The 14,974-nt window shown below is 58.9% G+C and carries 15 protein-coding genes and 1 pseudogene; 14 read left to right on the forward strand and 2 right to left on the reverse strand.

Annotated elements, in window-relative coordinates; all coding sequences use genetic code 11:
- The first annotated feature begins 32 nt into the window (after positions 1–32).
- The 14 genes and pseudogenes from AXG89_RS12290 to AXG89_RS12360 all read left to right on the forward strand — a co-directional run bounded on the left by AXG89_RS12290 (position 33) and on the right by AXG89_RS12360 (position 12,614).
- Positions 33–1,007, forward strand: a complete 975-nt coding sequence (locus AXG89_RS12290; RefSeq protein ID WP_082771466.1) for an ABC transporter permease — start codon at positions 33–35, stop codon at positions 1,005–1,007.
- 45 nt (positions 1,008–1,052) lie between these two features.
- Positions 1,053–1,967 (forward strand): ABC transporter permease, encoded by a 915-nt coding sequence (locus tag AXG89_RS12295; protein WP_061999191.1) that lies wholly within the window; start codon positions 1,053–1,055, stop codon positions 1,965–1,967.
- Between the two features lies 1 nt (position 1,968).
- Positions 1,969–2,829 carry an ABC transporter ATP-binding protein gene (locus AXG89_RS12300; RefSeq protein ID WP_062169825.1) on the forward strand — a complete coding sequence of 287 codons (861 nt, stop codon included), beginning with the start codon at positions 1,969–1,971 and terminating at the stop codon, positions 2,827–2,829.
- Positions 2,826–3,620 (forward strand): ABC transporter ATP-binding protein, encoded by a 795-nt coding sequence (locus AXG89_RS12305; protein WP_062170563.1) that lies wholly within the window; start codon positions 2,826–2,828, stop codon positions 3,618–3,620. Before AXG89_RS12300 ends, AXG89_RS12305 begins: the two co-directional genes overlap by 4 nt.
- 179 nt (positions 3,621–3,799) lie before the next feature.
- Positions 3,800–4,222, forward strand: coding sequence for a DnaJ family domain-containing protein (locus AXG89_RS12310; RefSeq protein ID WP_061999194.1), 423 nt, complete (start codon positions 3,800–3,802; stop codon positions 4,220–4,222).
- A complete protein-coding gene (tadA, locus tag AXG89_RS12315; RefSeq protein WP_062169826.1) occupies positions 4,219–4,773 on the forward strand; it encodes a tRNA adenosine(34) deaminase TadA in 555 nt (184 codons plus the stop codon). The genes AXG89_RS12310 and tadA overlap by 4 nt, the downstream gene beginning before the upstream one ends.
- The gene (ldcA, locus tag AXG89_RS12320) at positions 4,770–5,696 is read left to right on the forward strand and encodes a muramoyltetrapeptide carboxypeptidase (RefSeq protein ID WP_062169827.1); all 927 of its coding nucleotides are present in this window, start codon (positions 4,770–4,772) and stop codon (positions 5,694–5,696) included. Before tadA ends, ldcA begins: the two co-directional genes overlap by 4 nt.
- Positions 5,697–5,978: 282 nt before the next feature.
- Entirely contained in the window at positions 5,979–6,737 is a 759-nt protein-coding gene (locus tag AXG89_RS12325) for a GntR family transcriptional regulator (RefSeq protein WP_082771467.1), read from the forward strand.
- A gap of 331 nt (positions 6,738–7,068) precedes the next feature.
- Positions 7,069–8,568, forward strand: a complete 1,500-nt coding sequence (locus tag AXG89_RS12335) for an NCS1 family nucleobase:cation symporter-1 (RefSeq protein WP_062169829.1) — start codon at positions 7,069–7,071, stop codon at positions 8,566–8,568.
- 84 nt (positions 8,569–8,652) lie between these two features.
- A pseudogene (locus AXG89_RS12340) lies at positions 8,653–9,384 on the forward strand (aspartate/glutamate racemase family protein); the annotation flags it as partial.
- Positions 9,385–9,565: 181 nt separating this feature from the next.
- Positions 9,566–10,513, forward strand: a complete 948-nt coding sequence (gene puuE / locus AXG89_RS12345; RefSeq protein ID WP_062169831.1) for an allantoinase PuuE — start codon at positions 9,566–9,568, stop codon at positions 10,511–10,513.
- Complete coding sequence (uraD, locus tag AXG89_RS12350; protein WP_062169832.1) at positions 10,513–11,034, forward strand: 2-oxo-4-hydroxy-4-carboxy-5-ureidoimidazoline decarboxylase; 522 nt, start codon at positions 10,513–10,515, stop codon at positions 11,032–11,034. The genes puuE and uraD overlap by 1 nt, the downstream gene beginning before the upstream one ends.
- A 37-nt stretch (positions 11,035–11,071) precedes the next feature.
- Positions 11,072–12,082 carry an allantoicase gene (gene alc / locus AXG89_RS12355; protein ID WP_061999201.1) on the forward strand — a complete coding sequence of 337 codons (1,011 nt, stop codon included), beginning with the start codon at positions 11,072–11,074 and terminating at the stop codon, positions 12,080–12,082.
- A 25-nt stretch (positions 12,083–12,107) separates the two neighbouring features.
- On the forward strand, positions 12,108–12,614 hold the full coding sequence (locus AXG89_RS12360) for an ureidoglycolate lyase (protein WP_062000814.1): 507 nt from the start codon (positions 12,108–12,110) through the stop codon (positions 12,612–12,614).
- A gap of 534 nt (positions 12,615–13,148) precedes the next feature.
- On the opposite strand, the gene AXG89_RS12365 is transcribed toward AXG89_RS12360, so the two are convergent.
- Together AXG89_RS12365 and uraH are read right to left on the reverse strand one after the other, a co-directional pair.
- Positions 13,149–14,342: a urate hydroxylase PuuD gene (locus tag AXG89_RS12365; RefSeq protein WP_061999202.1), complete on the reverse strand. Its 1,194-nt coding sequence runs from the start codon at positions 14,340–14,342 to the stop codon at positions 13,149–13,151.
- A gap of 70 nt (positions 14,343–14,412) precedes the next feature.
- Entirely contained in the window at positions 14,413–14,766 is a 354-nt protein-coding gene (gene uraH, locus AXG89_RS12370) for a hydroxyisourate hydrolase (protein ID WP_062169833.1), read from the reverse strand.
- Between the last annotated feature and the right edge of the window lie 208 nt (positions 14,767–14,974).

The following is a 14,974-nucleotide window of genomic DNA, read 5'->3' on the forward strand; positions in this document are numbered from 1 at the left end:
GCCGGGGATGGCTGTTCGTACGCTGGCTGTTGATGCTGGTTGTCACGTTCATCGGCTTGCTCGGGGTGACGTTTTTCATCGGGCGGAAGATCCCGATCGATCCGTTGCTCGCCATGCTCGGCGAGCGCGCATCGCCTCAGGCTTACGCGGCGGCGCGGCTCTCGCTCGGGCTCGACAAGCCCCTGATCGTGCAGTTCGCAATCTACGTTCGCGATGTGCTGCATGGCAATCTCGGCATGTCGCTGCTGACGTCGAATCCGGTTGTCGACGACATCAAACGCGTTTTTCCAGTCACGCTTGAACTCGCCACCCTGTCCACCTTCATGGGCATCGTGATCGGTGTGCCGCTCGGCGTCGTGGCGGCAGTGCGGCATAACCGCTGGATCGATCATGTGGCGCGATTCATCGGGTTGGCGGGGAGTTCACTGCCTGTGTTCTGGCTCGCGCTGATGGGCCTGCTTTTGTTCTATGCCAAGCTGCATTGGGTCTCGGGACCGGGTCGTATTGATCCGCTTTACGACGGCATGGTCGATACACATACCGGAAGTTTGCTGATCGATTCCATCATTGCCGGCGAGTGGGACGTGCTGAAGAATGCGCTCTCGCATATCGTCCTGCCTGCCGGCATTCTTGCGTTCTATTCCATCGCTTACCTGAGCCGCATGACGCGCTCGTTCATGCTCGAACAGTTGAGCCAGGAATACATTGTCACGGCGCGGGCAATGGGGCTGAGCGAACGGCGCGTGATCTGGCGTCATGCATTTGGCAATATCGCGGTGCCGCTCCTGACGGTGATCGCGCTCGCTTATAGCTACCTGCTCGAAGGCTCGGTGCTGACCGAGATCGTGTTTGCGTGGCCGGGTATCGGTTCGTATCTCACGGGCGCGCTCCTCAACGCCGATATGAACGCCGTGCTCGGCAGCACGCTTGTGATTGGCGCAACGTTCATCACGCTCAACTTGCTGACGGACGCACTGTACAAAATATTCGATCCTCGCGCCCGATGACTGCCAAAGGTTCATGACGTGCTTCCATCCAGTGATTCCACTCGAATGACGAAACCGCGCAAGGAATGGCAGGCGTGGCTCTTGACGGACACGCCCGCGTCCCGCAGGCAAGCCGCGCTCGGATTGGCATACAGGCGATGGACACGGTTCGCGAGCAACCCACTGAGCGTGTTCGGCCTTGCAATTTTGCTCTTGCTGATCCTGTTCGCTGCAATCGGTCCGTGTCTTCCGCTGCACGATCCTTTGCGTCAGGTACTGGGTGATCGCTTGCTGCCGCCGGGTTCGCCTTCGCATTGGTTCGGCACCGATCAACTTGGGCGCGACATTCTCGCGCGCCTTGTGATCGGATCGCGACTGACGTTGAGCATCGCTATTCTGGTGGTCGTGCTGGTCGTGCCCGTCGGTTTGCTGATCGGCACGGCGGCAGGCTTTTGCGGCGGTTTCGTCGATACCATTCTCATGCGTCTCACCGACATCGCGCTCGCGTTTCCGAAGATCGTGCTGGCGCTCGCGTTTGCCGCAGCGCTCGGACCGGGCGTGATCAACGCGGTCATCGCAATATCGATCACTGCATGGCCGCCGTACGCGCGTCTTGCTCGTGCCGAAACGCTTCGGCTCGTCCAGGCCGACTTCATCCATGTCGCGCGCCTGCAAGGGGCGTCGTCCATGCGGATCTTGTTACGTTATATCGTGCCGATGTGCTCGTCGTCCGTGATCGTGCGTGCAACGCTCGACATGGCGGGCGTCATCTTGACCGTCGCGGGGCTCGGTTTCCTCGGGCTCGGCGCGCAGCCGCCCAGTCCGGAATGGGGCTTCATGGTTGCGTCGGGGCGCGGCGTGCTGCTGGACGCCTGGTGGGTCGCGACCATCCCGGGCATCGCCATCTTGTTGGTGAGCCTTGCTTTCAACCTGCTCGGCGATGGCCTGCGCGACGTCTTCGATCCCCGTCAAGGAGGCTGACATGCACGCTGATACCCTCTGCGAAATCGATAACCTGCGCATTGCGTTCGCAGCCCACGACGGCACGCTGACCGAAGCCGTGCGAGGCATTTCACTTACGCTGGCAAAGGGCGAACGCCTTGGTATCGTCGGTGAATCGGGATCGGGAAAGTCGCTGACAGGACGCGCGCTGCTCGGACTTCTGCCAACATCTGCACGATGGTCGGCCGATGCCATGCGCCTCGACAATCACAACCTGCTTGCCTTGAGCGCCAAAGACCGGCGCCGTCTGTGCGGCACGCAGATGAGCATGATCCTGCAGGACCCGAAGTATTCGCTCAATCCCGTGATGACCGTCGCGCAGCAAATGCGCGAGGCATTCGGGCGGCAATCGCCGAGGCTTAGTGGGAAGGCAATGCGCGAGCGCATTGTCGAAGCGCTTGCTGCCGTGCATATCCGCGATCCGGAGCGGGTTGCCGACGCTTATCCGCACGAGCTCTCAGGCGGCATGGGCCAGCGCGTGATGATCGCGATGATGGTCTCGTCGGGGCCCAAACTGCTTATCGCCGATGAACCCACCAGCGCGCTCGACGTCCTGGTTTCCATGCAAGTGCTCTCGGTGCTCGACGAAATGATCGCGAAGCACGACACCGGTCTGATCTTCATCAGCCACGACTTGCCGCTCGTGATGTCGTTCTGCGACCGCGTGATGGTGATGGTCGGCGGCCGCGTGGTCGAGACGTGCGCGGCGCGTGATCTCGCGAATGCGCAGCATCCGTACACGCGCGCTTTGCTTGCAGCGAGCCCACCGCTGCGCAACCCGCCGGACCAGTTGCCGGTATTGCAACGCGACGCTGCATGGTTCGCCGAGGCCGCGCGATGATCGATGCAAACGCGGTACAGGTACGCTTCAAAACCAAAACCGGTTTCGCCGATGCCGTGCGCGCAGCGACCTTTCACGTGAACGAAGGCGAAGTCTTCGGACTTGTGGGCGAATCGGGCTCGGGCAAGTCGACAGTGCTTCGCGCGCTGACCGGACTCGTGCCCATTGCAGGCGGTTCGATGCGGATCGGCCGGCACGTCCTCGGTGAGCGCGTCGACCGCACGTTCAGGCGCGAAGTGCAGATGGTGTTTCAAGACCCGTACGGCTCGCTTTATCCGCGCTTCACGGTCGACCAGACATTGCGCGAACCGCTGTCGATCAACGGCATGGATCGCCAGGACGAACGCATCCTGGATGCGTTGCGCGAGGTTGGTCTCGGCCCGGCATTTCGCTTCCGGTACGCGCATCAATTGTCGGGCGGGCAGCGTCAGCGCGTTGCAATCGCACGCGCGTTGATTGTGGAGCCGCGCGTGCTGCTCCTCGATGAACCTACGTCCGCGCTCGATGTATCGGTGCAGGCGGAAATCCTGAATCTGCTGCGGCGGCTGCATCGCGAACGCAATCTCACGATGATCCTCGTCAGTCACAACATGGCGGTGGTTGGATTTTTATGCCAGCGGGTGGCGGTGATGCGCGATGGCGATATCGTCGAGCAGCTTTCGGTTGAAGCGGTGCGCGAGCAAACCGTGGCGCATGAGTACACACGAAGCCTGTTGCTCGCAACGCAAGGTTATACGCGAAGAACGGAGGATTCAGCCCGTTCCGGAGCGCCTGATAGAATAGGACATTAGCTGGTGGCATCCCCGAAGCGCGTGACGCCGGGATCGCCTGCGCGGCTATGCACGCGGCCGGCTTTTCCCCGCTACCGCGCAGCGTAACCCTCAAAACGTGACAGTCTGGCTCGATCCGCTTTATCGAACATGTTTAAGAATGACATTCGACAAGCCGGTCGCCGACACCCAAAACGCCGATGAAACTGCTAGATGCCCTGGTCGAACAGCGAATTTCGGCCGCAGCCGCGCGCGGTGAGTTCGATAATCTGCCTGGCGCGGGCGAGCCCCTCGAGTTCGACGACGACGCCCTGGTTCCCGAAGAAGTGCGTGTTGCCAACCGCATTATGAAAAACGCCGGTTTCGTGCCTCCTGCTGTCGAGCATCTGCGCGCGTTGCGTGATCTGCAAAACGAAACAGGCGTTGCGGAAGATCCGGCAACACGTCTCAAGCTGCAAGCCAAGATGCTCGCGCTCGACATGGCCCTTGAATCGCTGCGCGGCAACTGCACGGTGGTGCCGCTCGAGTATCGGCGGCGCATTGCGGAGCGTCTGTCCGAGCGCTGGTCGGAGCAGGAAAAGACCGCAGACGTTGCCACGCACGATCAGGCCGGGCAGAAGTGACAGCCGTTTCCGAGCCTGCATCCCCGGACGAGCGCGACCGCCGGTTCATGGCGCTTGCCCAGGCCGCCGCCGAAAAAGCGCGTGCGCTGGGCGAAGTGCCTGTGGGTGCGGTGCTGGTACGTGGCGACGAAGTCATCTCGACCGGTTTCAATCATCCTATTGGCGCCCACGATCCATCGGCGCATGCCGAAATGGCTGCGTTGCGCGCCGCTTCCATCGCACTCGAAAACTACCGCTTGCCCGGTTGCGAGCTGTACGTCACGCTCGAACCCTGCATCATGTGCGCCGGCGCAATCATGCATGCACGCATTGCGCGCGTGGTGTTCGGCGCGCACGATCCCAAGACCGGCGCGTGCGGCAGTGTCGTCGATGCATTCGCCATCGGCAACCTGAACCATCACACGACCGTTACCGGCGGTGTGCTCGGCGACGAATGCGCCAACGCGCTGCGCAGTTTCTTCGCCGAACGCCGGCGCGAAACCAAGGCGGCACGCGATGCCCGCAACGCCGCCACGCCTGATCCCGCCGATCCACTTTTACCTCGCCCATGACCCTTCGCGCACGCACCATCGATCTCGTTGCACCTTCTGGTTATCCTGCTCTGGAGCCGGTTGAACGCGCGATCGCGCGTCTGCAGGAGCAGGGGCATACGCTCGAGAATGCGTCGTCCGCGTGGCGCCGGTACCAACGGTTTGGCGGTACGGATAGCGAGCGCGCAGCGGATATCAACCGGCTTGCCGATCCGTCGCGGCCTTTGCCTGAAATCGTGCTGGCAGTGCGAGGTGGTTACGGTGCGTCGCGCATACTTCATGGTCTCGACTACGACGGTTTGCAACGCCGCTTGCGTGATCAGCCCGTGGTGATGGTCGGCCATAGCGACTTTACGGCCCTCCAGCTTGCGTTGTTCGCCCGCGCCGGCATCAAGACTTTCGGCGGGCCGATGCTCACTGCCGATTTTGGTGCCGAAGAGCTGAGCGCATTCACCATGGATCACTTCTGGGAAGCGATCACGAAGCCATCTTTCACGGTGACGAGTGACGTCCCCCAAGCGCAATCCGCCGATGTCAACGGCATGCTCTGGGGCGGCAATCTCGCGATGATCGCTTCGTTGATCGGCACACCGTACATGCCACCTGTCGAGGGCGGGATCCTGTTTCTCGAAGACGTCAACGAGCATCCGTTTCGCGTTGAACGAATGATTTATCAGCTTCATTTGTCCGGGATTCTTGCGCGGCAGCAAGCCGTCGTACTGGGTCAGTTCACGAGCGCCAAACTCTCGGAATACGACAACGGATACACGTTCGAGACGATGGTCGAGCAGGTTCGATCGCTGGTCGCGATTCCGGTCGTGACCGGGTTGCAGTTCGGACACGTGCCGGATTTGCTGACCTTGCCTTTTGGCGCGACTGCGCATCTGGTCGCGAGACCAAGTGGTTTCAGTATGAAGCTTTCGGATTACCCGCATTTGTCCTGACTACGTTCGAAGGTCAGCCGAAAAGCGCCCCGTCGGGCGCTTTTTTCATTTGAACGCACTGGATCTGGGCAAATTTGCACGGGTTTCGTGCCCAATATTGTTGACAATATGGGGGCGCACGGAGTGAGGGATTTACCTGATAAGGCCTCCCAAGCCTTTACCTGCAGGCCTCTGGACTGCTTTTGAGTATCGTGACCTCCCGCAGGCGATCGAATTTCACGAGAAATTGTTGACAGTTTTTATGTCCGTCATAAGATGCAACACATACAGGCGAACGCGCTCATGTCCGAAGACAAAATGAAAGCTTTATCGAAGGTAAGCGTCATTGGTAATGCGGTTCCGGCTGCCGCGGCTACGGCCGAATCGATCGCGGCAAACATCCGTGATGCGATCCTCGAACATCGTCTCGCGCCTGCGGCCAAGCTAACAGAAGCGCAGTTGTGCGAAGTATTCGATGTAAAGCGCGGTACGGTGCGCCAGGCGCTGGCGCAACTCGCGAGCGAGCGTCTGGTCGATCTCGAGCCGAACCGGGGCGCATTTGTCGCGAGTCCGTCGGTGCAAGAGGTCCATGAAGTGTTCGAGATGCGGCGCATCGTCGAGATGGCCGTGGTCGAGCGCATTTGCAGCGGACACGGCACGCGCAGGCTGAAGTCGATCAGCGCGACGATCGGACGTGAACGCAAAGCATATGAAAGCCGCGATTTTTCATCGTGGATAAGGTTGTCGGGCGAGTTTCACAAGGAGCTCGCGCAGCTTACCGGCAACACTGTCTTGTGCGAATGCCTGTCGGGGCTGGTGGCGCGCTCCACGCTGATATCGGCGTTGTATGAGTCGCTTGGCCGGAGCTCCTGCAGTTTTGAGGATCATGAGGAAATCCTGGCCGCACTCGACGCCGGCGACGCGCCCAAAGCCGCCGAACTGATGGCGCGTCACTTGCAGGACGTGGAAATGAAAATGCTCGACCGGCCCGCTCGCGGCGCAGTCGATCTGCATGAAGTCTTCGCCAAACCGAAGTCCGCCGAGCGCGAAAAAAGCGCTTGAACGAAGTGTGTTGCCGCGCGACCTTAAGCATGGGCGCGCCGCGATAAGCCTTAATTGAAAGTTGAGTGAATCTTAAGGTCCGCATTGAACGAATGCGTGACTTGACCGTGCCTTTTCCTGGATGCATGCGCTTTTGTGCGCGTGTTGAAGTGTTGAATTGCGTCCGCGCAACGTCTGTATGCGTTTGGACTGCCAAATGAATCGATCAAAAGAACGCCGCGCGCGAACCTGTGCGAAGGCGCCGTGTAGCCATACAACGAAGCCGTAGAAGTCGACGACCTCAACGACGATCTTAAGCGGCGCCATTGCCGAGTTCATTCAAGGAGAAGTCATGGTTCAGTTCAGCGCGACCCCTGGCAGTGCTGCAATACCCCCTTACGAAGATTCGGACCGCGATCCAGATTATCCGGCTGGCTATAGCGATCGTCTTTATAACGACGACCTCGCGCCGCTCAAGCACCAGACCTGGGGCGCATACAACATCTTCGCTTTCTGGATGTCGGACGTGCACAGCGTAGGCGGTTATGTTTTCGCAGGAAGTCTGTTCGCGTTGGGCCTGACGAGCTGGCAAGTGCTGGTTTCGTTGCTGGTTGGAATCGGTATCGTCAATGTACTTTGCAACTTGATCGCCAAGCCGAGTCAACAGGCCGGTGTGCCTTATCCGGTTGCCTGCCGCGCGACCTTCGGCGTGCTGGGCGCGAACCTTCCCGCCGTGATTCGCGGGCTGATCGCGGTCGCGTGGTATGGCATCCAGACGTTCCTTGCTTCCAGCGCGCTCGTGATCGTGTTGCTGAAATTCATGCCGCAATGGATGCCTTACGCCGATGTCCACAATCACGGCTTTGCGGGCTTGTCCGCGTTGGGCTGGGCCGGGTTCATGCTGCTGTGGGTCCTGCAAGCCGTCGTGTTCTGGCGCGGCATGGAGATGATCAAGAAGTTCATCGACTTCGCGGGGCCGGCGGTGTACATCGTGATGTTCATTCTTGCCGGTTACATGGTGTGGCGTGCGGGTTGGCGCAATATCGGATTGAACCTGGGCGGGGTCAAGTATCACGGCATGGAAGTGGTGCCGGTCATGATTACGGCGATCTCGTTGGTCGTGTCCTACTTCTCCGGACCGATGCTCAATTTCGGCGACTTCTCGCGATACTGCAAAAGCTATAAGAGCGTGAAGCGCGGCAACTTCTGGGGATTGCCGGTCAACTTTCTCGCGTTCTCGCTTGTCACCGTCGTGACGACCGCCGCGACCTTGCCGGTGTTCGGTCAACTGATCACGGACCCCGTTGAAACCGTTGGGCGGATCGATCAACCGACGGCCGTCATCCTGGGCGCCTTGACCTTTAAGATCGCAACCATCGGTATCAACATCGTCGCAAACTTTGTTTCGCCGGCTTTCGATTTTTCGAATGTTGCACCACGTCTGATCAGCTGGCGGATGGGCGGAATGATGGCGGCGGTGGCGTCGATTTTCATCACGCCGTGGAACCTCTTCAACAACCCCGCCGTGATCCATTACACGCTCGATGTACTGGGCAGTTTTATCGGACCGTTGTATGGCGTGCTGATCGTGGACTTCTACTTGATGAAGCGCGGCAAGTTCAACGTGGAAGAGTTGTACACGACCTCTGAAACAGGACGTTACTGGTACACCAATGGCGTGAACTGGCGCGCGGTATCGGCCTTGTTGCCCGCTGCTGCGATTGCGGTCGCATGCGTGATGATCCCGGCGTTGCAGGGTTCGGCGAACTTCTCGTGGTTCATTGGCGCGGGATTGGGCGCCTTGTTTTACTGGATCATCGCGGACAAGAAATCAGTGTCGAATTTTTCCTGAAGAAAATTCATGCCGCGCATGGTGTAGCGTGGCATGAACGTGATTTCACTGGTGCTTTCCGTACGCTCAAGGAAGAAGGTATAAATGCGCATCAAACTGATCAATCCAAATACGACCGAACGCATGACACGCGCAATGGATCGCTGCGCTAGAGAGGTGGCATCGGATGGGACGGAAGTCATCTCGGTCAGCGCGTCGATGGGACCACCGTCCATTGAGGGCTATTACGATGAAGCGCTTGCAACGCTGGCCTTGCTGCAGGAAATAGAAAAGGGCGAGAAAGAAGGCCTGGATGGTTATGTCATTGCGTGCTTTGGCGACCCCGGCCTTTACGCGGCGCGCGAACTCGCAAGCGGTCCTGTCATAGGGATAGCCGAAGCGGCAATGCATGCAGCAAGCGTGATTGCGCCGAGCTTTTCTGTTGTAACAACGCTCAGGCGCACATGCACGATGTCGTGGCATCTGGCCGAGCGATACGGTATGAAGCGCTTTTGCAAGAACGTGCGCGCAACCGATGTCGCCGTGCTCGATCTCGACATTCCCGGTTCCGAAGCGCGCGCAATCATCATCGATGAATGTCGCAAGGCGTTAGCGGAAGATGGCGCGGAATCCATCGTCCTGGGGTGCGCCGGCATGGCGGAGTTCTGTCGCGAGATTGAAGATGCAATTGGCGCGCCGGTAATCGAGGGCGTGATGACTGCGGTCAAATGGGCGGAGGCGTTAATTTCGCTAAGGCTTAAAACTGCCAAGCGCGGCGATTATGCGCGCCCCTTGGCTAAACAATACGACGGCGCCCTCGCGGCTTATAGTCCTGAATGAGTCAAATGACCCTGGTGGCGTGCGCAGAACATACCTGTCACCTGACCCGCAATATCTGCGTATGAATATGGGCGCGGCGATGCGTTTTCGCTAAACTGGACTATCGTCGCGCAGGGTCCAATGCAGGGTCCTTAGGCACCGTGCGCGGCCCCATCGACTTTCACGCACTGATCCAGCCATGTCGAACCAATCGAATTATCCACGCGACCTGATCGGCTATGGCCGGCATCCCGTGCAGCCGAACTGGCCCGGGAACGCGCGCATCGCCGTGCAATTCGTGCTGAATTACGAAGAGGGCGGAGAGAACTGTGTTCTGCACGGCGATCCGGCATCCGAGCAATTTTTGTCGGAGATCGTGGGCGCGGCTGCTTACCCGTCGCGTCACATGAGCATGGAATCCATCTATGAATACGGGTCGCGGGCGGGCGTGTGGCGCATTCTTCGCGAGTTCGAAAAGCGTGATTTGCCGCTGACCGTGTTTGGCGTTGGCATGGCGATTGAACGTCATCCGGATCTTGGACGTGCATTCGTCGAGCTGGGGCATGAAATTGCGTGCCATGGATATCGATGGATCCACTATCAGGACATGTCGCCCGAGAAGGAAGCGGAGCATATGCGTCTGGGCATGGAAGCCATCGAGCGCGTAACGGGCGTTAAACCGCTTGGCTGGTACACGGGACGTGACAGTCCCAATACGCACAGACTGGTAGCGGAGCACGGCGGCTTTCTCTACGACTCGGATTATTACGGCGACGACTTGCCGTTCTGGATGGACGTGGAAGTAAGCGGCGGCGCAAAAACGCCGCAACTGATCGTTCCCTATACGCTCGATACCAACGACATGCGCTTCGCCACGCCGCAGGGTTTCAACACGGCGGAACAATTCTTCGTGTATCTGCGCGATGCATTCGACGTGCTTTACGAAGAAGGCAGCGAGGCGCCGAAGATGCTGTCCATCGGCATGCATTGCAGATTGCTCGGGCGTCCCGGGCGCTTTCGCGCGCTGCAGAGGTTCCTTGACCACATCGAACAATATGACCGCGTGTGGGTCACGCGCCGCGTGGACATTGCGCGCCACTGGCGCGAACATCACCCGTATGAAGGTACGGCAGGAGCGAGCGCGTGATGACGACTACACGAATGACACTAGAACAGCTTAACGCCGTGAACGCGGACGATTTCGTTGGCGCGCTGTCCGGCATCTTCGAACACTCGCGCTGGGTCGCGGAAGAGGCGGTGGCGAAGAGACCCTTTGCGAGCGTCGATGCGCTTTTTAAAACCATGGCATCCATAGTCGATAACGCCGGCGACGCGCGTCAGCTTGCGTTGATCAACGCTCACCCCGAGCTTGCGGGCAAGGCTGCGGTGCGTGGCGAACTCACGCACGAGTCCACGCGTGAGCAAAGCGGTGCGGGCCTCGATCTGTGCACGCAGGAAGAGTTCGACACCTTGCAGGCGCTCAACTCAGGCTATCGTGAGAAGTTCGGTTTTCCTTTTATCTTGGCCGTGCGCGGGTTTGATCGTCACGGCATCATCGCGAACTTCCAGGCGCGGCTTAATAACAGCCGCGATGTCGAGTTGCGCGAAAGTCTGCAGCAAATCTACCGGATAGCGCGCTTCAGGCTCGACGATCTGATCGTCGCCTGATGTCCGCGCGCCGCCTTCAACTCATACAAGGAACCTCATGTCCATTCCGACACTCGATCCCAACGCTCCCGAATTCACGCGCCGTTATGTGAACCTCGCGGACCCGCGGCTTGGCGCGCAGGCGCTCGAAGCCAGCGACGATTTTTTTGCGCCCAAGGAGCGCATGTTGAATCCGGAGCCGGCTGTTTTCATCGTGGGCAAATTCGACGATAACGGCAAGTGGATGGACGGTTGGGAAACGCGCCGCAAGCGCGTGAGTGGTTACGACTGGTGTGTGGTGAAACTGGCGCGGCCGGGCGTGATCAAGGGGTTCGATATCGACACGAGCCACTTCACCGGCAACTTCCCGCCGGCGGCGTCCATTGAAGGCGCGCATGTAGCCGATGGCGCGCCAAACCAGTCGACGAAGTGGACCGAGGTCGTGCCGTCCATGACCTTGCAGGGCAACACGCATCACTACGTGGATGTCGCGAATGAACAACCGTTCACGCATTTGCGCGTGAACATCTATCCCGATGGCGGTATTGCCCGGTTGCGCGTCTATGGTCAGCCGCAGCTCGACTGGAGCAGTGCGAGCCGCAGCGAATTGTTCGATCTCGCTGCCATGGAAAATGGCGCGTATCTGGTTGGCACGAACAATCAGCATTTCGGCTTGGCGTCGACCTTGCTGATGCCGGGCCGCGGCGTGAACATGGGCGATGGCTGGGAAACGCGGCGTCGTCGTGAGCCGGGCAACGACTGGTGCATCGTCGCGTTGGCGCAGCCGGGCGTGATCAAGAAAATCGAAGTCGATACCGCGCATTTCAAGGGAAATTATCCTGACCGGTGTTCGCTGCAGGCCGCGTATGTGACGGGTGGAACCGACAGTTCGCTCGTTACGCAGGCTATGTTCTGGCCGGTGCTGCTTGGCGAGCAGAAGTTGCAGATGGACAAGCAGCACGGGTTTGAATCGGAGATTGCTGCACTGGGCCCTGTCACGCACGTGCGGTTCAACATTTATCCGGATGGTGGCGTATCGCGGTTGCGCTTGTTCGGCACGCTGGCGTGAAGTTCATGATGAAGCAGGTCCTGCGATGAAAAAGTTGGCAGTTGAACCGTTGACCAAGGCAGCCTTCGAGCCGTTCGGCGATGTCATCGAGCTCGAGGGCGCGAAGCAGATCCCGATCAACCTCGGGACGACGATGCGCTTCCATGATCTGGCTCGTATCGATGTGGAAGACGAAGGTGGACGGACGCTGGTGAACCTGTTCCGCGGGCAGCCGCGGGTGCTGCCGTTCGAGGTATCGATGCTCGAGCGGCATCCTTTGGGAAGTCAGGCGTTTGTGCCGCTCAACGATCGACCGTACCTGGTCGTGGTGGCGCCGGCTGGCGAGTTGAAACCTTCTGCTATTCGCGCGTTTGTGACGCGCGGGTGGCAGGGCGTGAATTACGCGAAGGGAGTCTGGCATCACCCGTTGATTGCACTTGATGAAGTGAGTGACTTCATCGTGGTTGATCGTGGCGGTGATGGGGTCAACCTCAATGAGCAGCAACTGGAAGAATCGCTCTGGTTGATGGACGAGGACTTCGGTCGTACCTGACTAGAGTATTTGCGTGAACGAAAAGCAGCGAGCCGGTTCAACCCGTGCCGCTGCTTTTTGCTTTACTGGATTTGTTTGAAGGTGTTTCAGAGGCTCAGCTAACTAAGCGAACATTTGATCAAGCCATAGATCGCAAACGAAGGATTCGGTCATACCAAGCCCTATGTGCATTGGAACTAGCCCGAGACCACTGGTGGCGAAGCGTGTGGATGTAAGAGTTCGGAGGGGGAGGGGTTCAAGTGTCGGTGGTTATGGCGTCGAGCGTTCTTCTGAAATACCAAACAGTTTGGAACCGCACGCTCGGGACACTTATGAGCCATCGGTTGAGAGGCGTTTTCTTTGCTTCGTTTCTTTTTCGCCGTTGGAAAAAGAAATGAAGTCCCGCCACGGACAGTGGCTAATAGTGTTCAAGAAATCAGCCAAGACAAACCGCGCGAGAACCTGGACAGCAGCAACCCGGCATAACCGAGCACCGAGCTACTGCCATCAACCGTCCAGGCCCCGCGCAACAAACCAAACCAGTGCGAACGAAAGTTACTTCAAAGCCCCGCCTTGAAACCACGCAGCGATCTTGGCCCGTTCGGCATCGGTCATCTGCGTGACGTTCCCAAGCGGCATTGCTTTGAGCACCACAGCCTGCTGATAGACCCGTTGCGCGTTCATCGAAATAGCATCCGGCGTATCAAGCAAAACCCCTGCGGGCGCGGCGCCCATCATCGTAGGATGTGCAGCATGACAGGTCGCGCAACGCTGCTGCAGGATCGGCTCAATATCGGCAACCCGCACAACCGGCGCACCCGCCACTGGCGCAACAGTCGGCACAGCCTTCGGCATGGTCCACGCAAATGCACCGAACATCAGCAACACGCCAATCACAGGCAAATACCACAACACCTGCCCACGATGCCGCATCACAAAGAACTGCCGAATCAGCGCACCGGCCAGCATGATGATCAGCAACACGGCCCAGTTATACGGATGCGTGTAAGTCATCGCGTAGTGATTCGACAGCATCACGAACACCACCGGCAACGTGAAATAGGTGTTGTGCACCGAACGCTGCTTGCCGCGCTTGCCATAAATGGCATTGGGCACCTGGCCTTTGAGCATGGCATCGACCATCTTGCGCTGGCCGGGGATGATCACGAAAAACACGTTCGCCGACATGATCGTGGCAAGCGTCGCGCCGGTAATCAGATAAGCGGCGCGTCCAGCGAACACATGACATGCCAACCACGCCGCGATGATCACGTAAGCGCCAACACAGATGCCCAGCAACCGGTCGCGATTCCCGAGCAGGCGGCACAGCGAGTCATAAACAATCCAGCCCGCAAGCAGGAAACCCAGCGCTGACGAAACGGCAACGACCGGCCCCATGTCGAGCACGTTTTTATCGATGAGATACGTGCTCGGCGAGAACAGATACAACACCATGAAGAGCCCGAAGCCGGACATCCACGTGGTGTACGAAGGCCACTTCGACCAGTGCAAATCCTCGGGCATGTTCTCCGGCGCGACGGTGTATTTCTGCATGTTGTAAAACCCGCCGCCATGCACGTGCCACAACTCGCCGAATACGCCGCGCTTCGTCGCGGCAGGGTCCTTCGCCGGTTTCAGGCTGTTATCGAGCGCCACGAAATAGAAGGACTCGCCAATCCACGCAATCGCCACAATGACATGCAGCCAGCGCAACGCGAGATTAAGCCAGTCAACAATAAAACCTTGCATGAAACGTCTCCACCACGAATTCTTTAATCAAGCCTCAAAGGCCAGCTCTTGAGCAAAACTCCGATCAACCTCAGCTTCCGCGATACGTGCTGTAAGCCCATGGCGATAAAAGCAGCGGCACGTGATAGTGCGAGGTGGCATCGGCCACACCGAAACGCAGCACCACGCGATCCACGAATCGTGGCTCGGGCAGCGTTACGCCACTGGCAGCGAAATAATCGCCTGCGTGGAACACGAGCTCGTATTCGCCTGTGACGAATGCACCGTCCTGAAGCAACGGAGCGTCGCAACGCCCGTCGGAGTTGGTTTGGGTGGTGAGAAGTGAACGCCGGGTTTCACCGGCAAGAACGAAGAGTTCGACTTTGATGCCGGCGCCGGGACGGCCGTGCGCGGTATCGAGTACGTGGGTTGTTAGCTTGCCCATTCGCGTTGTCCTTGTAGTGTGCGAGGAGCGGCTGCGCATCGAACCGTCTGGAACAGACTTCAGCGGCGGATCGAGGCTCCACAATCGTGGCTACATACCCGTCGGCGTGAGTGGATGCGCGCCGTGTTCAGCATTGTAAAAAGTTGCCGTGATCATAACGCCCGCGATAAGCAAGATAATCCGCAGCACATGAGCGAAAACCCTGCAT

This window comes from Burkholderia sp. PAMC 26561 (genome assembly GCF_001557535.2).
Lineage (GTDB): Bacteria > Pseudomonadota > Gammaproteobacteria > Burkholderiales > Burkholderiaceae > Caballeronia.